Raw genomic sequence first — 21,832 nt, 5'->3', positions numbered from 1 at the left:
CATGGCAATCGATCTGTATCAAACCGGCGTCAGCGGACTGATGGCGGCCCAGGCCCAGATGGCCACCACCGGGCATAACATCGCCAACGTCAATACCGAAGGCTATCATCGCCAGCGGGTTGAGCAGATCACCAATACCAGCCTGCTGCAGGGAGGCTTGCACCTGGGCACCGGCACCCAGGTGTCGGACGTGACCCGGCTGTATCAGGAATACGCCTTCAAGGATCTGCTGACCAACAATACCGAGCAGGCCGGCGCGGCCCAGCTGCACCAGCACCTTTCCTACCTGGACCAAAGCCTGAGCAACCTCAACAAGGCCATCAGCCAGAGCATGGATGACCTCTACGGGGCGCTCAACGCCATCGTCGACAACCCGGGCGATCTGGGCAACCGGGACATCACCCTGGCCAAGGCCGAGGATCTTGCCAGCCAGTACAACCAGCTGTACGACTCCTTTACCCAGGAAATGGCCATCAACTCCCGGGAAATCGGCACCCGTGCCCAATACATCAACGAAACGGCCGCCGCCATCGCCGCCCTGAACCAGGAAATCCAGCAGGCCGGCCTCAAGGGAACTCCCAACGACCTGATGGACCAGCGCGACAAGCTGATTGAGGAGCTGTCGAGCGAGGTCAAGATCAGCACCATCAAGGACAGCAACAACGGCATGATCACCGTGCTGCTCGGCGGTCGCGAGCCCCTGGTCAGCGGCAGCCAGGCCTACCAGCTGCAGGAGCGCCCGGGCAAGCCCGATCCCCTGCAAAGCGAACTGTACCTGGTCAATCCCAAGGTATCCGGTTCGGGCACCCGCCTCGACGGCGCCTCTCTGGGCGGCGAGCTGGGGGCGGTGTTCCGGTTTCGCGACCAGGTACTGCCCCAGACCCTGAGCGATATCGGCAAGGTGGCGGTGGCCATTGCCGATGTGTTCAACCAGGCCCAGTCCCAGGGGGTGGATCTCAACGGCTTGCCGGGCCAGAACATGTTCAACGACATCAACAGCGACTCGGCCAAGGGCAGCCGCTTCCTGACCACTAACGCCGCCGTCACCGGCGCGGTGACCATTACCGACACCGGCAAGCTCAGCGGGGACGAATACAGCCTGAGCTATACCGGCAGCGGCTACCAGCTGACCAACCTGGCCAGCGGCAAGAAAGAGAGCTTTGCCGACCTGGCCGAGCTGAATGCCGGCCTGGAGCAGAACCACGGTATCAGCCTGGACCTGCAGGGCACCCCGGCCACGGGCGACGAAATGCGGATCCGCCCGACCCGGATGGCGGCCAGCGAGCTTAAGGTCGCCATCGGCGACGGCAAGCAGATTGCTGCTTCCGGCCAGGTGATGGCGGTCGCCGATAGCGACAACACCGGCACCGCCGCCCTGGAACTGAACATCAGCGACAGCACCGGCGCACTGCCCGGCAAGTCATCACCCTGGACGGTCAGCTTCGAGGGCGGCGATTATACCGTCAGCTACGTGGACGGCGCCGGCGACAGCCAGACCCTGACCGCGGCCTTCGATCCGGACAACCCGGTCATTACGGTCGAGGGGCTGACCATCACCGTCAAGGGCGATCCCAAGGACTTTGATCGGTTTGAGATTGAAAACGTCAGCGGCTCGGGCAACAACGCCAACGTCGTGGCCATGGCCGGCATCAAAAACCAGGCCCTGCTCAACAATGGCCGCTCCACCCTCAGCCAGAGCTTCAACCAGACCACGGTGGAAGTGGGCGCCATGGCCTACAACCAGCGCATCCGCTCGGAAACGGCGAGCGCCGCCTACAGCCAGTCCTTCGACCGGGTCCAGTCCATGGTGGGGGTCAACCTCGACGAGGAAGCGGCCAACCTGCTGCGTTTCCAGCAGGCCTACATGGCGGCGGCGCGGGTGGTCACGGTGGCCAGCGAAACCATGAATACCGTCTTGCAGATACGCTAAGGAGCCATGATGCGCGTCTCCACTTTCAATATTTTCCAGTCCCAGCTGAACAACATTACCGGCAAGACCGCCCAGGCCAACGACATGATGAGCAAGCTGTCTTCCGGCCTGCGCATCCAGACCGCCGCCGACGATCCGGTGGCGATGAACAGCGTGGTCAACTACAAGAACGAGCTGCGCAAGATAGAGCAGTACAGCAAGAACATCGATCTGGCCGAAAACCGGCTGCGGCGGGAGGAATCGGCCCTGAGCATGGGCGAAAACCTGCTCCAGCAAAGCAAGGAAATCCTGCTCAAGGCCAACAACGGCACCTTTACCCAGGATGAGCGGGACGCCTACGCCACCGAGCTGAAAAACCGCATCGACGAGCTGGTCGATCTGGCCAACAGCCGGGATGAATTCGGCCAGTATATTTTCGGCGGCTTCCAGACCGACAATCCGCCCTTTACCCTGCAGCCCGACGGCAGCGTCACCTACAACGGCGACGGCGGCCAGCGGCAGATGCAGATTGGCGACAGCGTCAAGGTGGCCACCAACCACGACGGCCGCCTGGTGTTCGGCCAGGTGCCCAACCCCAGGGGAGACTTTACCGCCGGCTATCAGCTGACCGCGGACAACCGCGAGCACAACCTCCGGCTCGACAGTGCGGTGATTTCCGAACGGGGCGACTTTGCCGACCTGCAACCCTATACGCTGACCTTTGCCGACAACGGCGGAGTGCTGGAGGTCGGGCTGGCCGATAAAAACGGCGATCCCCTGCTGGACCAGAATGGCGATCCCGTTCCGCCCCAGCCCTACCAGGCCGGGCAGGCCATCAAGGCCGGCGGCATCACCCTGGTGCTGAGCGGCGAGGCCAGGGCGGGCGACCAGATTACCCTGGATGCCAACCGGGCCGACGGCGGCGGTCAGGATCATGTGGATGTGTTCGACAGCCTGAACCGGGCCCTGGCCTGGCTGCAGCAGGACAACAACACCCCCAGCGGCCAGAGCGAACTGACCGAGGTGCTGGACGAGCTGGACGCCGTGTCCTCGCACTTTACCCGGGTGCGGGCCGACACCGGCAACCGCCTGCTACGCCTGGACAACCAGAAAACCAACCATGAAGACATGAGCCTGACCCTGGAGAAGGTGCGCGGCGGCATGGAAGACCTGGACTACGCCCGGGCGGTGGGCGAGCTCAACCAGGCCATGGTGGCGCTGCAGGCCACCCAGACCATGTTCGGCAAGGTCCAGGGCATGAGCCTGTTCAACTACATCTGATCGCTCTGGCGCAATACGGCGGGCATGGGCCCGCCGTGTTCTTCTCTGCTACACTGGGTTTCCTCAACAGCCTGAATAACAAGGATTTGTGATGAAACTCTACACCTCGCCCGCTTCTCCGTTCGCCCGCAAGGTACAGGCCCTGGCCATCGAGGCCGGCTTTGGCGAACTGGAGCTGATCGCCGCCCAGCCGAGTCCGGTGCAGCCCAACCTGGACATTGCCATCTACAACCCCCTGGGCCAGGTGCCCACCGCCATTGCCGAGGACGGCACAGTGCTGTTCGACAGCCGGGTGATCTGCGAATACATCGACGCCCGCCAGGGCGCCGGGCTCTTTCCCCAGGGGCCGGGCCGCTGGCCGGCGCTGGTGCTGCAGTCTTTGGCCGATGGCATCATGGACGCCGCCCTGCTGGCCCGCTACGAGCAGGTCACCCGCCCCGAGGAGCGGCAATGGGACGACTGGCTCGACGGCCTGCACGGCAAGATCCGCCGCGCCCTGCATACCGCTGACGCCCAGGTGCCCGAGTTTGCCGACCGGGTGCATATCGGTACCCTGGCCCTGGCCTGTGCCCTGGGCTACCTGGACTTCCGCTTTCCCGAGCTCGACTGGCGCCGGGACCATGGCCGGCTCGACGCCTGGTTCAAGTTGTTCAGCGCCCGGCCATCGATGCAGGACAGCCGGCCGGCCTGAACTCAGCCGGCGGCCACGCAGTCCACGAAATAGCGGGTTTCGCCCTCGATTTCTTCCGCCACCAGGCCGTGGATGTAGGTTTCAAAGCCCGGGAAGCGCTGGTTGAAGGCCCGCGCAAACTTGAGGTAGCTGACGATGATGTCGTTGAACACCTCGCCCGGGATCAGCAGCGGAATGCCGGGCGGGTAGGGCGCCACCATCACCGCCGTGGTGCGGCCGGTCAGTGCGTCCAGCGGCACCCGCTCGATGTCCTTGTGGGCCATTTTGGCGAAGGCGTCCGCCGGCTTCATGGCCGGCACCAGATCCGACAGGTACATTTCGGTGGTCAGCTTGGCCACGTTGTTTTCCTTGTAGATCTGGTGGATCTGATCGCACAGATCCCTGAGCCCGACCCGCTCGTAGCTGGGGTGGCTCTGCACGAACTCGGGCAGTATCTTCCACAGGGGCACGTTGTTGTCGTAGTCGTCCTTGAACTGCTGCAGCTCGGTGACCATGGTGTTCCAGCGGCCCTTGGTGATGCCGATGGTGAACATGATGAAAAACGAATACAGCCCGGTTTTTTCAATCACGATGCCGTGCTCGGCCAGGTATTTGGTTACCACCACCGCCGGAATGCCGGACTCGGCGAAGTCTCCCTTCATGTTCAGGCCCGGGGTCAGTATGGTCGCCTTGATGGGATCGAGCAGGTTGAAGCCGGGCTCGATGTCGCCAAAGCCGTGCCAGCCGTCCTCCGAACGCAGCATCCAGGCATCCCGGTGGTCCAGGCCATGGTCGGTCAGATCGTCCGGCCCCCATACCTTGAACCACCAGTCGGAGCCGTACTCGTCGTCCACCTTGCGCATGGCGCGGCGGAATTCCAGCGCCTCGGCCAGGGATTCCTCCACCAGGGCGGTGCCGCCGGGCTCTTCCATCATGGCCGCCGCCACGTCGCAGGAGGCGATAATGGCATACTGCGGGCTGGTGGAGGTGTGCATCAGGTAGGCTTCGTTGAACACATGGCGGTCGAGCCTGTTGGCCTCGCCGTCCTGCACCAGGATCTGGGACGCCTGGGACAGGCCCGCCAGCAGCTTGTGGGTCGACTGGGTGGAGAACACCATCGAATCCCGGCAGCGCGGCCGGCCTTCGCCGATGGCGTGGTAGTCGCCGTAGAAATCATGGAAGGCGGCGTGGGGCAGCCATGCCTCGTCGAAGTGCAGGGTCTCGATTTCCCCGTCGAGCAGGCCCTTGATCTCCTCCACATTGTAGAGAATGCCGTCGTAGGTGGACTGGGTGATGGTCAGCACCCGGGGCTTGGCATCGGGGTTGCTGGCCAGGATTTCCCGGCAGAAGGGGTTGGCCTGCATTTTTTCACGGATGCGCTCGGGCTCGAACTCGCTGCGCGGTATGGGGCCGATAATGCCGTAGTGGTTGCGGGTCGGCATCAGGAACACCGGCACGGCGCCGGTCATCATGATGGCGTGCAGTATCGACTTGTGGCAGTTGCGGTCCACCACCACGATGTCGCCGGGCGCGACCGTGGAGTTCCACACGATTTTGTTGGAGGTGGAGGTGCCGTTGGTCACGAAAAACAGGTGGTCGGCATTGAAAATGCGGGCGGCGTTGCGCTCGCTGGCGGCCACCGGACCGGTATGGTCGAGCAGCTGGCCCAGCTCGTCCACCGAGTTGCACACGTCGGCGCGCAGCATGTTCTCGCCGAAAAACTGGTGGAACATCCGGCCCACCGGCGACTTCAGAAAGGCCACGCCGCCCGAATGACCCGGGCAGTGCCAGGAATAGGAGCCGTCCTGGGCGTAGTGGGTCAGGGCGCGGAAAAAGGGCGGCGCCAGGGAGTCGAGGTAGCTTTTGGCCTCGCGGATGATATGCCGGGCCACGAAGTCGGGGGTGTCTTCGTGCATATGGATGAAACCGTGCAGCTCGCGCAGTATGGCGTTGGGAATATGGCGGGCGGTGCGGGTTTCGCCGTAAAGGTAAATGGGGATGTCCGGGTTGCGGTGGCGGATCTGCTCCACGAAGCGGCGCAACTGCTCCAGCACCGAATGGGCTTCTTCCCGGCTGCCGGCCAGCTCCTCGTCGTCGATCGACAGCACAAAACCGGCGGCGCGGCTCTGTTGCTGGGCGAAGGAGGTCAGATCACCATAGCTGGTGTAGCCCACCACATCCATGCCGGCCTTTTCGATGGCGGAGGCCAGCTCCCGGATGCCCGAGCCGCTGGTGTTCTCGGAGCGGAAGTCTTCATCAATAATGACGATGGGGAAATAAAAGCGCATCAGTTTTCCTTGGTTGCGGTACACATGCTCAGTGGAAGAGCTTAGCCGATCCGCATTCTACTGCCTGGCCAGGGCGCTGACAAAGTATAACTATGCATTTGGCATGACTAAATAACAGCCTCGCCAGGCCGGCCGCCGGCGCCGCCACTGGCAAAATGCCGGCGGCGCAGGCACTATGCGAAACTGGTCCAACGCAGAGGCTACCCATGTTCAGACATCTCCCTTCCCTGGCCTGCGCCGGCCTGCTGGCGCTGTTGCTGGCCGGCTGCGCCACGGCGCCGCCGCGCAATCCGGAAAACATCTGTGCCATCTTCGAGCAGCACGGCGGCTGGCACAAGGCCGCCAACAAGACCCGGGAAAAATGGGGGGTGCCGGTGCACGTCACCATGGCGATGATGTACCAGGAAAGCAGCTTTCGCCACGACGCCCGTCCGCCCATGCGCTGGTTCCTGTTCATCCCCTACGGCCGGGCCTCCAGCGCCTACGGCTATGCCCAGGCCAAGGACGAAACCTGGGCCGACTACCGGCGGGAAACCGGCAACGACTGGGCCGACCGGGACGACTTTGACGACGCCATGGACTTTATGGGCTGGTACATGAGCAAGACCAGCCGGCTGAATGGCATCTCCAAATGGGATGCCTACGGCCAGTACCTCAACTACCACGAAGGCTGGGGCGGCTACCGGCGCGGCAGCCACCTGAAAAAGCGCTGGCTGCTGGGGGTGTCGCGCAAGGTGGAGGCCCGCGCCCAGCGCTATGCCGGCCAGTACTGGGGCTGCAAGGACAAGCTGAACAAAGGGTGGTTCTGACGACCCCTTTGGGGGGCTTGGTGGAGCGCGGGCGGCTCGCCCGCCATGTGCCGCAAGGCGGCAATTTTACGGCACCCTTTGGGGGCTAACGCAGGCTGGCCGCCTGCGTTCCAGGTTTACTTGCTCACAATAAACGGGGCCTAAATAGCGGATCATAATAGTGCTGCCTCGACCGGAACCCGATCGCCGCCGGCAGTGATCTAGCATTCGGCACCGTTATTTAGGCTCCCGCCGCCAGATAGTGGGCCATTTCTTCCTCGGGTACCATGCCGCCGCCGGTGGCCCACACCAGGTGATGGGCCCGGGCCAGGCGCTCCGGGCTCAGGCCCAGGCGCTGGCGATAGCCCTGGGTTTCGCCCACCACCCGCCAGGGGCCGGGCATGCCGGCCAGTGCCGAAGGCTCCAGGCGGATAGCTTCCTCGCGGGCGAGCAGGCCGAGCAAAAACAGCAGATCCTGATCCGGCAGGGTGTAAAAACCGTCCAGCATGGGCGCCATGGCCCGGCCCACAAAGCCCGAGGCCCTGCCCACCGCCAGGCCGTCGGCGGCGGTGATGTTGTCGATGCCCAAATCCTGCACCGAAATGGCGTCGTGCAGTCCGGTATGCACCCCCAGCAGCATGCAGGGAGAATGGGTGGGCTCGGCAAACACGCAGTGCACCGCATCGCCGAAGGCGAGCTTGAGGCCAAAGGCCACGCCGCCGGGGCCGCCGCCCACACCGCAGGGCAGGTAGACGAACAGGGGGTGGTCGCGGTCCACTTTGATCTGTTGCTGTTCCAGCTGGGCCTTCAGCCGCAGGCCCGCCACGGCGTAGCCGAGGAACAGCTGCACCGAGTTTTCATCGTCCACGAAGTGGCACAGGGGATCCTGCTCCGCCTCGGCCCGGCCCTGGGCCACGGCAACGGAATAGTCGCTGTCGTATTCCACCACCTTGACCCCGTGCTCGCGCAGCAGCCGCTTTTTCCATTCCCGGGCATCCGCCGACATGTGCACGCTGACCCTAAAGCCCAGGCGGGCGCTGATGATGCCGATGGACAGGCCCAGGTTGCCGGTGGAGCCGACGGCGATGGAATAGCGGCCGAAAAAGTCGCGGAAGGCGTCGCTGTCGAGCCGGGCGTAGTCATCGTCCAGGTGCAGCAGGCCGGCCTTGAGCGCCAGCTTTTCCGCGTGCTGCAGCACCTCGTAAATGCCGCCCCTGGCCTTGATGGAGCCGGACACGGGCAGCGCATCGTCGCGCTTGAGCAGCAGGCGGCCGCCGAGGGCCTGGCCAAAGTGCCGCTCCAGGGCCTGCTGCAGGCGGGGGATGGCCTGCACCGGCGACTCCAGCAGGCCGCCGAGGGCGCGGGTCTCGGGAAAGGCTGAGCAAAAGAAGGGGGCAAAGCGCGCCAGCCGGGCGGCGGCGTCGTCCGCGTCGGCGGCGGTCAGCCCGACCCCGGGCAGGGCCAGGTCGGCGGGCAGCCGCTCCGGATTGAACCAGGTAACCGGCTCAAGCGCCATCAGCCGCTGGAGCAGGGGGAACCGTTTGCACAGGTCGGCCACGGCCGCCGGGGAATAACTGGGATGCTGGTGCATGAACATAAAGTCCCTGAAGAAATCGCAGCTCGGCAGTATAGCAGCCGCCATCGGGTTTGCGAGAGGGCGGCGGCGCCATTATTGCGGGTCGGCCAGCAGCAGGCCGACCAGGCGGCGCAGGGCCCGGATGGCGGCCTTCTGTCCCGCCAGGCCATGGGCCCGGGCCAGGGTAACGGTATCGGCCCCGGGGTCGAGCAGGTCGGTGAGCAGCGCCCGTTCGGCAATACTCAGCCGGGCCTGGCCGAGCCGGTGGCCGGCCAGGCGCGCCAGCAAGGGGCGGTCGGCGGCGAGATCCCGGTGGCCGTGGGCGAACTCCGCCGCCAGCCGGGCGTCCCGGTGGGGATCCGCGAGCGGCGGCAACAGCCGCAGGCCCGGGTGCCGGCGCAGCCAGCCGGCCAGCGGCCCGCGGGCGAAAAACGCCAGGTCGGCGGCAAACTGCGCCCGCCAGCCCGGCAGCACCGCCCGGGCCCGCTCGCTGAGGGGCCTGAGCACCATGGCGGCATGCAGGCCGCTGACGCCGTCGGCGGTCAGCCCCAGGCGCACCGCCCTGAATCCCTGCTGCTGCCAAAACGCCAGCAGCTCGGGGCTGGCGCCAAAGCTGGCGCCGACGAAATCGGTGTCCGCCCGGCGCACCACCTCCGCCAGCAACTGCCCGCCCAGGCCCTGGCGCTGCACCCCGGGGTGCACCACAATGCGGGTCACCCTCTGGTAGCTGAACCCGCAGGCCGCTTCCAGGCCGCCATGAAAGGCCAGCGACTGGGGCAGCAGGTGGCCCCGGGGGCGCCGGCGTCCCTGGCGGATCTCCCGGCCCAGTGCCGGCGCCAGTTCGCCCTCTCGCACCAGCCAGGCGGCGGCCACCGGCACCGGCCCGCGCCAGGCCAGCAGCAGCCGGTGGCCGGGCGCGTCCAGCAGGCGGCGCAGATCGTCCGGGTTGGTCTGGTAGTGGGCCAGGGCGAGCAGGCCGAACACCTGGCGCAGCAGGGTTTCGTCGCCGGCCAGCCCGGCCGGCTCGGGCAGGGTGAAGCGCAGCCGGCCCGCCGGCGGCGGCGACGGGGGATCGGCATCCAGTGCCAGCAGGCGGAACACCAGGGGTTCGAGGGGATCGTGCCGGCTCCAGCGGGCCGGCTCTTCCAGCCGCGCCTGGCGCCGTTCGGGCGCCAGGCGCGCCAGGGCCGGGCGGAACTTGAGCTGAAAGCCAAGCCCGGTGCCCTCGTAGCCGTGCTCTGTGGTGGCGAACACGCAGCAATAGCGCTGGGCCAGGGCCAGCAGCATGGGCACCGGAATGGCGGCGGCCTCATCCACCAGCAGCACATCCAGCGGCGGGGTGGTGGCAAGCAGGGCATCGGGAGCGATAAAACCCAGCCCGCCGGCGGCATGCTCCAGGGCCCGGGCGGCGGTGGCCGGGCTGGGGGCGGTGAGCGCCAGGCTAAGCCCGCGGCGGGCCAGGCGCGCCGCCAGGCGGCCGAGCAGGGCGGACTTGCCCCGGCCGCGATCGGCGGTCAGCAGCACCGGCCGGCGCCGGCGCGTGGCGGCCAGCAGCACCGCCAGGGCATGGCGCTGGCCGGGGTTGAGGCAGCCGTGGCGGTCGGGCCGGCACCGCCAGGGGCGCGGCGGCGGCAGGCGCGGCGCCGGGGCCGGGCCGCCTTCGCAGTGAAACAGTACCTCGGGATCTTCTTGCAACAGCCGGACCAGGCGTTGCAAAAACAGGCTGTAGAGTCCCTCGGCCTGCTCCGGCAGGGCGACATGGCGTGCAAGATCCGGGTCGCCCCGGGCCGGCCACAGCGCCAGGGGCGGGCACAGCAGCAGCACCAGGCCGCCGGCCCGGGCGGTGCCGAGCAGGGCGCCGAAGGCCTGCGGGTGGAAGCCGCCGTGGGCGTTGTACACCAGGACGCGGTATTCGCGGCCCAGCAGGCGGCTGATATGACCGAGCGGCTGCGGGGCGCAGGCGTCGGGGCCGGGACCCAGCCACAGGCCGTCGGGGCCGAACCAGGCGCCGGCCTGGCGCTCGCACCAGTCGGCCCGGCCCGAGATCACCAGCAGCCGGCGTTCGCCGTTGAGCGCCAGCCGCGCCAGCCAGGCGGCGTGTTCAGTCAAACAGCCGGTCGCCGCTTTCATCGATCAGGCGCCGGGCCTTGCCGATCATCAGCTCCGCCGCCTGTTCGGCGCTCGGCAACAGGTCGGCGCGGATCAGCAGGTACTCACGGGTTTCACCGTCCCGCTCGGCCAGGATGCGGCCGCGCAGCCGGTACTGGCCGCCCTCGGCCTGGGGATCGGGCTGGATCCGGTAGCCCTGGTAGTCGACCGGCTCAAAGCGGCTGCCGGCCTGGCGTTGGGCCGGGGAGCGGCCCAGTTTTTTCAACCAGTTGAACATGGCTGTCTCCTTTTGCACAAAAAAAGGCGCCCGGGGGCGCCTTGGCGTGATTCGCTCGTCGCGCCGCAACCGGCGTTATTTACGGACCCGCAGCACCACGTCCTCGGCCAGGGTAACGGCGCCGCTTTGTTTGCTCAGCTCCTTGATCTCGTCCATGTTGGAGATCACCACCGGCGTCAGGGTGGACTTGGCCTTGGCCTCCAGCAGCGCCAGGTCGAACTCGATGACGGTGTCGCCTTTTTTCACCTGCTGGCCTTCCTGGGCAATACGGGTAAAACCTTCGCCCTTGAGCTCAACGGTATCGATGCCAAAGTGCACGAACAACTCCAGGCCGGAATCGGACTCGATGGAGAAGGCGTGGTTGGTTTCAAAGATTTTACCAATAGTGCCGTCGCAGGGGGCGACCATCTTGTTGCCGCTGGGCTTGATGGCAATGCCGTCGCCGACGATTTTCTCGGCGAACACCACATCCGGCACGTCCTCGATGGCAACGATTTCCCCGGACAGGGGGGCAAAAATCTCGATACCGCTGGTGTCATTGGCATCGTCGGATACCAGTTTTTTCAGTTTATCGAACAGACCCATAGTCTAAGCTCCTGGAGTGATTTAACGGCTGATGATAACAGACGGCCTTTCCCGAGATAAAGAGGCGGGCCCGGCGGCGCAAGCTCCGCGGTAAGCCATGATAACGATTTTAGCGGCCGCTGACATGCGCGGGCGCAAGGCGGCGGCGGGGATGCCGATAAAATGCGCTGGCGGGGCCAAAAACGCCAACCCCCGAGGCGGCGTCCGGCTGGCTCGGGGGCTGCGTGGCTGCCCGGGGCGGACAGCGACAAGGGCGGCGCTTAGGGCTGCAGTTCCTGCTCGCTGAAGATGCCCTGGAACAGGGCGGTGCTCAGGTAACGCTCGCCGGAGCTGGGCAGGATCACCACGATGTTCTTGTCGGCGAACTCGGGCAGGGCGGCAATGCGGTTGGCGGCCACCACGGCGGCGCCGGAGCTGATACCGGCCAGGATGCCCTCGTCCTTCATCAGGCGGCGGGCCATGTCGATGGCGTCTTCGCTGCTGACCTGCTCGACCCGGTCGATCAGGGACAAGTCCAGGTTGCCGGGAATAAAGCCGGCGCCGATACCCTGGATTTTGTGCGGGCCGGGTTTGATTTCTTCACCGGCCAGGGCCTGGGCGATCACCGGCGATTCCACCGGCTCCACGGCAACGGTGGTAATGGCCTTGCCCTTGGTGTTCTTGATGTAGCGGGACACGCCGGTCAGGGTGCCGCCGGTACCCACGCCGGCCACAAACACATCCACGTCGCCGTCGGTATCTTCCCAGATCTCGGGGCCGGTGGTCTTTTCGTGGATTTCCGGGTTGGCCGGGTTATTGAACTGCTGCAGCAGCACGAATTTTTCGGGGGCGGATTCTTTCAGCTCCATCGCCTTTTCAATGGCGCCCTTCATGCCCTTGGCGCCCTCGGTCAGCACCAGGTTGGCACCCAGCGCCTTGAGCAGCTGGCGGCGTTCCAGGCTCATGGTGTTGGGCATGGTGAGGGTGATGGGATAACCACGGGACGCGGCCACAAAGGCCAGGGCGATGCCGGTGTTGCCGCTGGTGGGTTCGATCAGCTCCTTTCCGGGCACCAGCTCACCGCGTTTTTCGGCATCCCAGATCATGTTGGCGCCGATGCGGCACTTGACGCTGAAGCTGGGGTTACGGCTTTCCACCTTGGCCAACACCCGGCCCTGGCTGACCCGGTTCAGTTTGACCAGGGGAGTACGACCAATGGTCAGAGAGTTGTCTTCGAAAATCTTGCTCATTGTGGCTGTCCCTAAGGTTATGGTCACAGAAAGAAGGTTACCCTGTCAGCTTAATGCTTCCTGACGGAATGAGAAGTGACGATTTGTTATAACAATATGTTATTAAATGATAAAATCATATTCCTTATTTCTGGGTAATTGTCCCTTGCCGGGCTGGTGCCGGGGCGGCGACTCTGTTATCAAGGAAGCATCAACAAGGGCCCGGGCGGGCCGATACCCTGGGATTCCTTTATGTTCAAGCGACGGGGCAAACGATGAAAAAGTGCGGTGTCGTTCACTGGCTGTGGTTGCTGCTCTGCCTGAGCCTGGGCGCCTCGGCCTCTTCCTGGCAGGACGAGCCCGAGGCCCGGCTGCAACTGCACCAGTTCGGGCTGGAGCTGGCCCTGGCCGATGTGCATCCCGATCTGACCCTGTACTGGCAGCAGGCGGTATCGGCCGGCACCGCCTCGGACGCGGCCGACGACCGCCTGCTGCTGGCGCTGACCGCCTTCTGGCGCCAGTGGGGGCAGTTGTCGTTCGAACAGCGCCAGCATCTGGGCACCGCCCGGCTGGCGCTGGCCAGCACCGAACGGGAGCGGGAGCAGCTGCGCCTGGCGGCGGTGGCGGGCGAACGCCACCGGCTGGTGCAGCAACTGGCGCCGGGCTTTGCCGACTATGCAGCCCTGCGCGCCCAGCTGGCCCGGCTGCTGGCCCTGGCGGACCAGCCCTGGCCGGCGCTGGCGGGGGCCACCCTGCGCTCGGGGGAGCGCCACCCGGCGGTGGCCCGGATACGCGAGCGGCTGCAGCTGCTGGGCGATTTGCCCGCCGGAGCCGACAGCCCCGACCCCGACGGATACGACGACACCCTGGCCGAGGCGGTGCGCCGCTTTCAGCAGCGCCACGGGCTGACGGTGGACGGCGTGATTGGCCGCCAGACCTACGCCTGGCTCGACGCCTCGCCCCGGCTGCGGGCCCAGCTGCTGATGCGCAGCATGCTGCGTACCCTGATCGGCGATGCCCTGCCGGCCTCCTATTTGCTGGTCAATATTCCCGAATACCGGCTGCGCCTGTACCAGGATCAGGCCATGGTGCTGGAAAGCGACGTTATCGTCGGCAAGGGCAGCCGGCGCACCCCCATCATGCACAGCGCCATCACCAATGTGGTGGTCAACCCGCCCTGGAACGTACCCCGCTCCATTACCACCAAGGACATAGTGCCCCGCCTTTACCAGGACCCGGGCTACCTGGAGCGGGAGCAGTTCGAGGTGCTGGACGGCGACGGCCGGGTGGTGCCCGCCGAGGAATGGCAGGACAGCCTGCAGTACAACGCCTTTCCCTACCGGCTGCGCCAGCGGCCCGGCAGCCGCAACGCCCTGGGGACCTACAAATTCCACCTGCCCAACAACGACGCCATCTATTTGCACGACACCCCGGCCCGGGGCCTGTTCAGCCGCGACAGCCGGGCGCTCAGCTCCGGCTGCGTGCGGGTGGAGGGCGCCGAGCAGCTGGCCCAGTGGCTGCTGGCGGGACAGTGGAGCCCGCAGCGGCTGGCCGAACTGCGCGACACCGGCCGCACCCGCTGGCTGAAGGTGGACCGGCCGCTGCCGGTGTTCATGGTGTACTGGCGCGGCTGGCTGGGCAGCGACGGCCTGCCCCGCTACCGGGACGACATTTACGACTTCGACCGCCAGCTGGCCGATCCCTTCAGTCCCCGGCGCGGCAGCTGAACCCGGGCCGCCGGCCGGCGGCCCTTGGGCTCCAAAAAGCTCCTTATAACCAAACGATGTTGATGTTTTATTCGTTATCGGGTTAGTTTCTGTGCGTTTTTGCGTGCCCGCCCGGCCGGTGCCGGGCGGGCCGGATATGCCGTGAATGGAGGTGGTATGCTGGAAGGTTCCCTGGGGCGTCGTCGTTTTTTACTGGGTTTGGGCGGGCTGGGTGCGGCGGCGCTGTTGCCGCTGCCGGCCCAGGCCAGCCGCTCGGCGCCGGAGCGCCGGCTGAGCCTGCACAACCTGCACACCGGGGAAAAGGTCAGCGCCCCCTTCTGGGAGCAGGGCCGCTACCTGGATGACGGCCTGGCCTCGTTCAACCGGGTGATGCGCGATTTTCGCAGCAACGAAGTGCACGCCATCGACCCCCTGCTGTTCGATCAGCTGTTTTTGCTGCAGCACCGGCTGGGCCGCCAGGGCGAGATCCAGATTATCTCCGGCTACCGCTCACCGGCCACCAACGCCAAGCTGCGCGCCGCCGGCAAGGGCGTGGCCAAAAAAAGCTACCACATGCAGGGCAAGGCCATCGACCTGCGCCTGCCCGGGGTGCCCCTGGCGGAGCTGCGCCGCGCCGCCCGCCAACTGGGCGTGGGCGGGGTGGGCTACTACCCCAGCTCCAATTTCGTTCATCTCGACACCGGGCCGGTGCGCAGCTGGGGGTAATGGTCTACCCACAGGGCGGTGGCGCCGCACACCGCCACCGGCATGATCAGCAGGTTGACGAAGGGCAGGCTGGAGCACAACGCCACGCCGGCGCCAAAGCCCCAGCTCAGGCGGCGCTTGCCGGCCAGCTCCCGGCGCATCAGGGTAAAGTCGACCTTGTGGTTGTCGAAGGGATAGTCGCAATACTGGATGGCCATCATCCAGGCGCTAAAGGCAAACCAGACCAGCGGCGCCAGGGTCTGGCCCACCGCCGGCACCAAAAACAGCAACAGGCAGCCCAGCGCCCGGGGCAGGTAATACATCATCTTGCGCCATTCCCGCCCCAGCATGCGCGGCGTATCCTTGAGCAGGCCGACCCAGCCGTTGTCGGGCGGCGGCGTGCCGGTCAGCTTGAGTTCCACTCGCTCCGCCAGCAGGCCGTTGAAGGGCGCGGCCAGCAGGTTGGCCACGCTGGTAAACAGCAGCGAAAACACCACCACTATGCTCACCACCGCCAGCGGCCACAGCAGGTAGCCCAGCCAGTGCAGGTAGTCGGGGGTGTGCCCTTCCAGCCAGGCGAACACCCCGCCAAGCTGCAAAAACAGCACATAAAAGGCGCCGCTGAACAGCAGCAGGTTGATCAGCAGCGGGATCAGCACGAACAGCCGCAACTCCGGCTGCCAGATAAGGGACAGGCCCCGCAGCAGATATTGGGGACCGCTGGCACTGTGATAAGAGGCGGACATGGCCACTCCTGTGATGAAAAAGACGCCGCCATTCTAAAGAACCCGGGCCGGCATCGCCAAGGCCGTGATGCGCCTCCTGGCGCCGCGAAGGGCGCTGTCGCAGGGCGGGACGGTCGCCAGGCCCCGTCCCGGGCCGATAACAGCGTGAAAAAGCGAGATTTTATCCTGCTCGCGGGCGACGGGCTCTTGTCAAAGACGCGGCCGGAACATACCCTTGACGCAGTATTTGGCAAGGCACTGGCGGCCGCTCGCCCGCGGCCTGGCCGGCGAACATCAATTTAGAGAAGCGATAATGCAGGATTTGCGAATTATCTTGATCATTCTGGGCGCGGTGGCCATCGCCGCCCTGCTGATCCACGGCTTGTGGACCAGCCAGAAGGGACGGCAGGCGCCGATGCGGGACAAGCCCCTGGGCAAGGTTGCCGCCGGCAACGGCGAGGGCGACGATTTCGATCGCGACGGTGTCGGCAAGGTGCGGGTGGTGTCCTCGCGCAAGCCGGCCCCGGCCCAACCCCGGGATGAAGAAGACGACTGGCAGCCCGCGCCGGGTTTTTCCGCCCTTGCCGACGATGACGACGACGAGCCCCGCCTGGGCCTGACGCCCGAGGCCCCGGTCCGGCCCAAAGCGGCCCCGGCCCGGCCCGTGCCGGTGGCAAACGCCGCCGCGCCCGCGCCGGAGCCGGAAGAAGACGAGGAAGACGAGCAGGCCCTGCGCGAGCGCCGCTACCACCGGGGCGATATCGACCCCCTGTTCGATCATCCCGCGCCCCGGGCCGCCGCGCCAGCGGCCCAGGCCCGGGCGGAGCCCAAGACCAAGGTGGCGCCCGTCGCTCCGCCCGAGCCGCAGCCGGCCGCCGACCCCGTGCCGGAGCCTGTGCCCGAACCCCGGCCCGAGCCGGTGCTGCGCCAGGTGCCGCGCACCTGGCAGGACGTGTATGTGATCAACCTGATGGCCCGGCCCAACCAGCAGTTGCAGGGCCCGGCGCTGATGCGCGCGCTGACCGCCAACGGCTTTCACTTTGGCGACATGGACATTTTTCATCGCCACCAAACCCCGGCCGGCCAGGGCGAGGTGGTGTTCAGCCTGATCAACATGGTCAAGCCCGGCACCTTCAACCCCGAGGCGATGAGCGGCTTTGCCAGCCCGGGAGTATCGATTTTCATGCAGTTGCCCCGGCCCGGCATGGCCAAAAACCAGTTCAACCTGATGGTGCAAACCGCCGAAAACCTGGCGGAAGAGCTGGACGCCCTGCTGTTCGACGCCGAGCGTTCGCCGCTCAGCCCCGACTACCTGGCCCACTGTCGCGAACAACTGCGCGACTACGACAGCCAGGTCCAGTAACCTCAAACGTCATATCGGGTGCGGCCTCGGCCGCACTTTTTGTTTAAGCGGAACCCACCCATGAACGACGCCCACGCCCGCATCCTGGCCCTGCGCGACCAGCTCAACCTCTACAACCAGCAATATTACGTGGCCGACGCCCCCACGGTCCCCGACGCCGAATACGACCGGCTGATGCGCGAGCTGGTGGCGCTGGAACAGGCCCACCCCGACAGTTTCGACCCCGACTCCCCCAGCCAGAAAGTGGGCGGCGAGCCGCTGGCGGCGTTTCCGCCGGTGCGCCACGCCCTGCCCATGCTGTCGCTCGACAACGTGTTCAGCGAGGAGGAATTCGCCGCCTTTGAAAAACGCATCATGGACCGGCTGGGGCGCGAGCAGCCGCTGACATTTTGCTGCGAGCCCAAGCTCGACGGCCTGGCGGTGAGCCTGGTGTACGAACAGGGCCGGCTGGTGCAGGCCGCCACCCGGGGCGACGGCGCCACCGGCGAGGGCATTACCGAAAACGTGCGCACCATCAAGGCGGTGCCGCTGCGGCTGCGGGGCGGCGGCTGGCCGGCGCGGCTGGAAGTGCGCGGCGAGGTTTATATGCCGAGGGCGGGCTTTGAAGCCATGAACCAACAGGCCCGGGAAACGGGCGGCAAGGTCTTCGCCAACCCGCGCAACGCCGCCGCCGGCAGCCTGCGCCAGCTCGACTCCCGGGTTACCGCCCGGCGCCCGCTGGCCTTTTACTGCTATGGCGTGGGCCTGGTGGAGGGGGGCGAGCTGGGCGAGCGGCACTACGACATTCTGCAAACCCTGGAGCAGTGGGGCCTGCCGGTGTGCCCCGAGGTGCGGCGGGTGAGCGGCGGCGAAGGCTGCCTGGCCTATTACCACGACATCCTGGCCCGGCGCGACCGGCTGCCCTACGAAATTGACGGCGTGGTCTACAAGGTGGACGACCTGGCCCTGCGCGAGCAGCTCGGCTTTGTGGCCCGGGCCCCGCGCTGGGCCACCGCCCACAAGTTTCCCGCCCAGGAGCAGCTGACCCGGCTGCTCAACGTGGAATTTCAGGTGGGCCGCACCGGCGCCATTACCCCGGTGGCCAAGCTGGAGCCGGTGGCCGTGGCCGGGGTAACGGTATCCAACGCCACCCTGCACAACGCCGACGAAATCGCCCGCCTGGGCGTGATGGTGGGCGATACCGTAATCGTGCGCCGGGCCGGCGACGTGATCCCCCAGGTGGTGGGCGTGGTGGCCGAGCGGCGCCCGGCCGACGCCCGGGAAGTGGTGTTTCCCGAGCACTGCCCGGTGTGCGGCGCCGAGGTGGAGCGCATCGAGGGCGAGGCGGTGGCCCGCTGCAGCGGCGGCCTGTTTTGCGCCGCCCAGCGCAAGGAGGCACTGCGCCACTTCGCCTCGCGCAAGGCGCTCGACATCGAGGGCTTGGGCACCAAACTGGTGGAGCAGCTGGTGGACCAGGATCTGGTCACCACCCCCGCCGACCTTTTTGCCCTGGGCCACGCCACCCTGGCCGGTCTGGAGCGCATGGGCGACAAGTCCGCCGGCAAGCTGCTGGAGGCTTTTGAGCGGGCGCGCCACACCACGCTGCCGCGCTTTTTGTATGCCCTGGGCATCCGAGAGGTGGGCGAAGCCACCGCCGGCAACCTGGCCCGCCACCTGCAAAGCCTGGAGGCGGTGATGAACGCCGAGGTGGAGCAACTGATCGCAGTGCCCGATGTGGGCGAGATTGTGGCCAAGCATATCTACTACTTCTTTCGCCAGCCCCATAACCGGGAGGTGGTGGAGGCCCTGGTGCGGCCCCGCGAGCAGGGCGGCGCCGGCCTGAGCTGGCCGGCGGTGGAAGCTCCCGAGCCCGCCGCCCAGCCCCTGGCCGGGCAAACCTTTGTGCTGACCGGCACCCTGAGCCGCATGCCCCGCAACGACGCCAAGGCCGCCCTGCAGGCCCTGGGCGCCAAGGTGGCCGGCTCGGTTTCCGCCAAAACCAGCGTGCTGGTGGCCGGCGAAGCCGCCGGCTCCAAACTGGCCAAGGCCCAGGAACTGGGCGTGACCATTATGGATGAAGACGGGCTGATTGAACTGCTGGAGCGGCACAGCGCCTCGTAACGGAGCAAGGCGCTAATGCAGGCGGGCCGCCTGCGCCCCAACATAAGGTTCGCTCCAAACAAGGCCCGCTCCCCGGGGCGCGGGCAGCCTGCCCGCCACTTGCCGCGCAGCGGCAACGTTAAGCCGAAGGGTTGTTAATAGGGCTTAAAGCGCCCCCTGGGCGCTAATGCAGGCGGGCCGCCTGCGCTCCAACATAAGGTTCGCTCCAAACAAGGCCCGCTCCCCGGGGCGCGGGCAGCTTGCCCGCCACTTGCCGCGCAGCGGCAACGTTAAGCCGAAGGGTTGTTAATAGGGCTTAAAGCGCCCCCTGGGCGCTAATGCAGGCGGGCCGCCTGCGCTCCAACATAAGGTTCCAAACAAGGCACACTCCCCGGAGCGCGGGCAGCTTGCCCGCTACTTACCGCGCAGCGGCAACGTTAAGCCGAAGGGTTTTTAAGCGCCCCCTGGGCGCTATGCAGGCGGGCCGCCTGCGCTCCAACACAAGGTTCGCCCCAAACAAGGCACACTCCCCGGAGCGCGGGCAGCTTGCCCGCTACTTGCCGCGCGGCGGCAACCTGGGGGCGGCGTTTTCGTGGGTGGGGTTGGGCGCTATGCAGGCGGGCCGCCTGCGCTCCAACATAAGGTTCCAAACAAGGCACACTCCCCGGGGCGCGGGCAGCCTGCCCGCCACTTGCCGCGCAGCGGCAACCTGGGGGCGCTTTAGGTAGTGGGCGTGCTATTAGCCCTCACCTCAATGGTTTCCATCCCAAAGGCCACCACCTGGCGCTGCTCGCGGGAGAACTCCACGCCAATCAAATGAATGGGCAGGCCCAACGCCCGGTATTTTTCTGCATAGTTTCTGTCTTTAAGCTGCTGCAGGGCGTTGCCCTCGGGCACCTGCTCCACCACCTTGAACTCAAACAAATAGAGATGGCCGCTAAATTCCAGCGCCATGTCCACCTTGCCGGTGTTGGAGGCATCCTCCACCGTCACCCTGAAGCCCAGCGCCGCCATATGGCTGTAGAACACGCTGGCATAATGGCCCTCGTAACGGGCAATGGGGTTGTTGCGATACCAGTCGTGGGGCAGGGCGGCAAACAGCGAGCGAAAATGCTGCTCCAGGCCGGCAAAGTCGTTGTTTCTTAACAGGCCGGGCAGGGTGATCAACAGATCGTCGGCAAAAAGATGCTCAACCCCGAGCGCCGGCAATAACGCCTCGTTAAGGCTGGTTTCCACTTCCAGATTGGGAAAGCCCAGCTGATAAACGGTGCGCCCGGGCAACAGCTCTTCGGTTTTTTTGATGGTGAGATAACCGGTCTGGAACATCAGGGCTTCGGTGCTGATATTGTCCACATCAAAGCGCGACAGCAGGGCTTCCCGGGTGTTCAGGCGGCTGAGCTGGGGGCTGTACAGCCCGCGCTCGGCCAGCACATTAATCAAAAACGCCGGCGTGGCGGTTTCAAACCAGTAAGGGCGAAACTCCCGCTCCTGCAACAGCAGCAGCACATCAAAGGGGTTGTATACCGACTCGCCGCCCCAGTTGTAGCCGTTGTACCAGGTTTTAATCAGCTCCCTATCCAGCCCCGGCAGCTCGGGGGCAAACACGGTGTTCACGTCCTGCTCGGTATAACCACAAATGGCCGAATAATCCTGCGACAGGCTGATGTCTCTCAAATTGTTCAGCCCCGAAAACAAACTGACCTTGCTGAATTTGGACACCCCGGTCAGCAGGCAAAAGCACAGGTGGGGGTCGGCATCCTTCAGCACCGAATAGAGGTTTTTCAGCCCCTCGCGCAGCTCGGTGGCGACGGGGGCGTTGGTAATGTTGTCGAGAATCGGCTTGTCGTATTCGTCAATCAGCACCGCCACCCGTTCGCCATACAGCTCCCGGGTTTTGCGAATCAGCTCGGCAAACTCTGAAGAAATGTCTTCCGCCTGGCCGGAGGCAATTCCCAGCCGCTCCCGGTTGGTGCGCAGCAGATAACGAATGTGAGTATCCAGCTCTTCTCGGTTTCTCATCACCCCGCTGCCAAAGCTCAGCCGTACCACCGGCCGGGGGCGGGACCAGTCCCATTTATCGTGAATAAACAGGCCGCGGAACAGCGGCTCCTTGGTCTCGAACAGCTGGTGCAGGGTGTCGAGCAGCAGGCTTTTGCCGAAACGGCGGGGGCGGGAGAGGAAATAGTATTTACCCTGCTCGATCAACCGGTGGATATAGGATGTTTTATCCACATAGTAATAGCCCCCGGTAATGATTTCTCCGAAGGTCTGTATCCCTATGGGCAACTTGCGTTTGGTCATTCTGCTCTCCTGCCGGCCAGACTGGGCCCAAGTGTACCATGCCGGCCCAAAAGCCGCGCCTGCGCTCCAACACAAGGCCCGCTCCCCGGGGCGCGGGCAGCCTGCCCGCTACTTGCCGTGCGGCGGCAACCTTAAGCCGAAGGGTTTTAAAGCGCCCCTTGGGCGCTATGCAGGCGGGCCGCCTGCGCTCCAGCATAAGGTTCGCCCCAACATAAGGTTCGCTCTACACAAGGCCCGCTCCCCGCGGGCAGCTTGCCCGCCA

Annotated in this window: 16 protein-coding genes; 8 read left to right on the top strand and 8 right to left on the bottom strand. The window is 65.8% G+C overall.

All coding sequences use genetic code 11. The annotated features are described in order from the left end of the window. The first annotated feature begins 1 nt into the window (after position 1). The 3 genes from flgK (at position 2) to C7I36_RS06875 (ending at position 3,881) form a co-directional block, all read left to right on the top strand. The gene (gene flgK, locus C7I36_RS06885) at positions 2-1,930 is read left to right on the top strand and encodes a flagellar hook-associated protein FlgK (protein WP_106452986.1); all 1,929 of its coding nucleotides are present in this window, start codon (positions 2-4) and stop codon (positions 1,928-1,930) included. A gap of 9 nt (positions 1,931-1,939) precedes the next feature. After that, a complete protein-coding gene (gene flgL, locus C7I36_RS06880) occupies positions 1,940-3,190 on the top strand; it encodes a flagellar hook-associated protein FlgL (RefSeq protein ID WP_106452985.1) in 1,251 nt (416 codons plus the stop codon). Positions 3,191-3,281: 91 nt separating this feature from the next. Beyond that, complete coding sequence (locus C7I36_RS06875) at positions 3,282-3,881, top strand: glutathione S-transferase (protein WP_106452984.1); 600 nt, start codon at positions 3,282-3,284, stop codon at positions 3,879-3,881. Between the two features lie 2 nt (positions 3,882-3,883). Here the strand turns inward: C7I36_RS06875 and C7I36_RS06870 are convergent, their stop codons facing one another. Beyond that, positions 3,884-6,148, bottom strand: a complete 2,265-nt coding sequence (locus C7I36_RS06870) for an arginine/lysine/ornithine decarboxylase (protein WP_106452983.1) — start codon at positions 6,146-6,148, stop codon at positions 3,884-3,886. A gap of 206 nt (positions 6,149-6,354) precedes the next feature. Between C7I36_RS06870 and C7I36_RS06865 the strand changes: the two genes are divergently transcribed. Then, a complete protein-coding gene (locus tag C7I36_RS06865) occupies positions 6,355-6,957 on the top strand; it encodes a transglycosylase SLT domain-containing protein (protein WP_106452982.1) in 603 nt (200 codons plus the stop codon). A gap of 220 nt (positions 6,958-7,177) precedes the next feature. On the opposite strand, the gene dsdA is transcribed toward C7I36_RS06865, so the two are convergent. The 5 genes from dsdA to cysK all read right to left on the bottom strand — a co-directional run bounded on the left by dsdA (position 7,178) and on the right by cysK (position 12,712). After that, positions 7,178-8,527: a D-serine ammonia-lyase gene (dsdA, locus tag C7I36_RS06860; RefSeq protein WP_106453055.1), complete on the bottom strand. Its 1,350-nt coding sequence runs from the start codon at positions 8,525-8,527 to the stop codon at positions 7,178-7,180. Between the two features lie 78 nt (positions 8,528-8,605). After that, positions 8,606-10,621, bottom strand: a complete 2,016-nt coding sequence (locus C7I36_RS06855) for a tRNA(Met) cytidine acetyltransferase TmcA (RefSeq protein WP_245880057.1) — start codon at positions 10,619-10,621, stop codon at positions 8,606-8,608. Then, positions 10,614-10,898 (bottom strand): HlyU family transcriptional regulator, encoded by a 285-nt coding sequence (locus tag C7I36_RS06850; RefSeq protein ID WP_106452980.1) that lies wholly within the window; start codon positions 10,896-10,898, stop codon positions 10,614-10,616. Before C7I36_RS06850 ends, C7I36_RS06855 begins: the two co-directional genes overlap by 8 nt. A gap of 75 nt (positions 10,899-10,973) precedes the next feature. Next, entirely contained in the window at positions 10,974-11,483 is a 510-nt protein-coding gene (gene crr, locus C7I36_RS06845) for a PTS glucose transporter subunit IIA (protein ID WP_106452979.1), read from the bottom strand. Between the two features lie 260 nt (positions 11,484-11,743). Further along, on the bottom strand, positions 11,744-12,712 hold the full coding sequence (cysK, locus tag C7I36_RS06840; protein WP_106452978.1) for a cysteine synthase A: 969 nt from the start codon (positions 12,710-12,712) through the stop codon (positions 11,744-11,746). Positions 12,713-12,966: 254 nt separating this feature from the next. Here cysK and C7I36_RS06835 point away from each other — a divergent pair, with 254 nt between their 5' ends. Together C7I36_RS06835 and mepK are read left to right on the top strand one after the other, a co-directional pair. Then, positions 12,967-14,418: a L,D-transpeptidase family protein gene (locus C7I36_RS06835; RefSeq protein ID WP_106452977.1), complete on the top strand. Its 1,452-nt coding sequence runs from the start codon at positions 12,967-12,969 to the stop codon at positions 14,416-14,418. Between the two features lie 156 nt (positions 14,419-14,574). Next, positions 14,575-15,123 (top strand): peptidoglycan L,D-endopeptidase MepK, encoded by a 549-nt coding sequence (gene mepK / locus C7I36_RS06830; protein ID WP_106452976.1) that lies wholly within the window; start codon positions 14,575-14,577, stop codon positions 15,121-15,123. On the opposite strand, the gene cysZ is transcribed toward mepK, so the two are convergent. Further along, complete coding sequence (gene cysZ, locus C7I36_RS06825) at positions 15,087-15,848, bottom strand: sulfate transporter CysZ (protein ID WP_106452975.1); 762 nt, start codon at positions 15,846-15,848, stop codon at positions 15,087-15,089. The two genes, mepK and cysZ, sit on opposite strands and share 37 nt — an antisense overlap. Positions 15,849-16,140: 292 nt before the next feature. On the opposite strand from cysZ, the gene zipA reads away from it, so the two are divergent. Beyond that, the gene (gene zipA, locus C7I36_RS06820) at positions 16,141-17,190 is read left to right on the top strand and encodes a cell division protein ZipA (RefSeq protein ID WP_106452974.1); all 1,050 of its coding nucleotides are present in this window, start codon (positions 16,141-16,143) and stop codon (positions 17,188-17,190) included. Positions 17,191-17,250: 60 nt separating this feature from the next. Next, the gene (gene ligA / locus C7I36_RS06815) at positions 17,251-19,290 is read left to right on the top strand and encodes an NAD-dependent DNA ligase LigA (protein WP_106452973.1); all 2,040 of its coding nucleotides are present in this window, start codon (positions 17,251-17,253) and stop codon (positions 19,288-19,290) included. Positions 19,291-19,989: 699 nt separating this feature from the next. Here the strand turns inward: ligA and C7I36_RS06810 are convergent. Continuing rightward, on the bottom strand, positions 19,990-21,570 hold the full coding sequence (locus C7I36_RS06810) for an ATP-binding protein (protein ID WP_106452972.1): 1,581 nt from the start codon (positions 21,568-21,570) through the stop codon (positions 19,990-19,992). Positions 21,571-21,832 lie beyond the last annotated feature (262 nt).

The organism is Zobellella taiwanensis (genome assembly GCF_003012795.1).
In the GTDB taxonomy this organism is placed as follows: domain Bacteria; phylum Pseudomonadota; class Gammaproteobacteria; order Enterobacterales; family Aeromonadaceae; genus Oceanimonas; species Oceanimonas taiwanensis.
The sequence above is the reverse complement of the archived record's forward strand: the minus strand, read 5'-3'. Positions and strand labels throughout refer to the sequence as shown.

Coding starts and splice junctions, on each gene's coding strand:
- flgK (WP_106452986.1), top strand. CDS start 2: ATGGCAATCGATCTGTATCAAACCGGCGTCAGCGGACTGATGGCGGCC.
- flgL (WP_106452985.1), top strand. CDS start 1,940: ATGCGCGTCTCCACTTTCAATATTTTCCAGTCCCAGCTGAACAACATT.
- C7I36_RS06875 (WP_106452984.1), top strand. CDS start 3,282: ATGAAACTCTACACCTCGCCCGCTTCTCCGTTCGCCCGCAAGGTACAG.
- C7I36_RS06870 (WP_106452983.1), bottom strand. CDS start 6,148: ATGCGCTTTTATTTCCCCATCGTCATTATTGATGAAGACTTCCGCTCC.
- C7I36_RS06865 (WP_106452982.1), top strand. CDS start 6,355: ATGTTCAGACATCTCCCTTCCCTGGCCTGCGCCGGCCTGCTGGCGCTG.
- dsdA (WP_106453055.1), bottom strand. CDS start 8,527: ATGCACCAGCATCCCAGTTATTCCCCGGCGGCCGTGGCCGACCTGTGC.
- C7I36_RS06850 (WP_106452980.1), bottom strand. CDS start 10,898: ATGTTCAACTGGTTGAAAAAACTGGGCCGCTCCCCGGCCCAACGCCAG.
- crr (WP_106452979.1), bottom strand. CDS start 11,483: ATGGGTCTGTTCGATAAACTGAAAAAACTGGTATCCGACGATGCCAAT.
- cysK (WP_106452978.1), bottom strand. CDS start 12,712: ATGAGCAAGATTTTCGAAGACAACTCTCTGACCATTGGTCGTACTCCC.
- C7I36_RS06835 (WP_106452977.1), top strand. CDS start 12,967: ATGAAAAAGTGCGGTGTCGTTCACTGGCTGTGGTTGCTGCTCTGCCTG.
- mepK (WP_106452976.1), top strand. CDS start 14,575: ATGCTGGAAGGTTCCCTGGGGCGTCGTCGTTTTTTACTGGGTTTGGGC.
- cysZ (WP_106452975.1), bottom strand. CDS start 15,848: ATGTCCGCCTCTTATCACAGTGCCAGCGGTCCCCAATATCTGCTGCGG.
- zipA (WP_106452974.1), top strand. CDS start 16,141: ATGCAGGATTTGCGAATTATCTTGATCATTCTGGGCGCGGTGGCCATC.
- ligA (WP_106452973.1), top strand. CDS start 17,251: ATGAACGACGCCCACGCCCGCATCCTGGCCCTGCGCGACCAGCTCAAC.
- C7I36_RS06810 (WP_106452972.1), bottom strand. CDS start 21,570: ATGACCAAACGCAAGTTGCCCATAGGGATACAGACCTTCGGAGAAATC.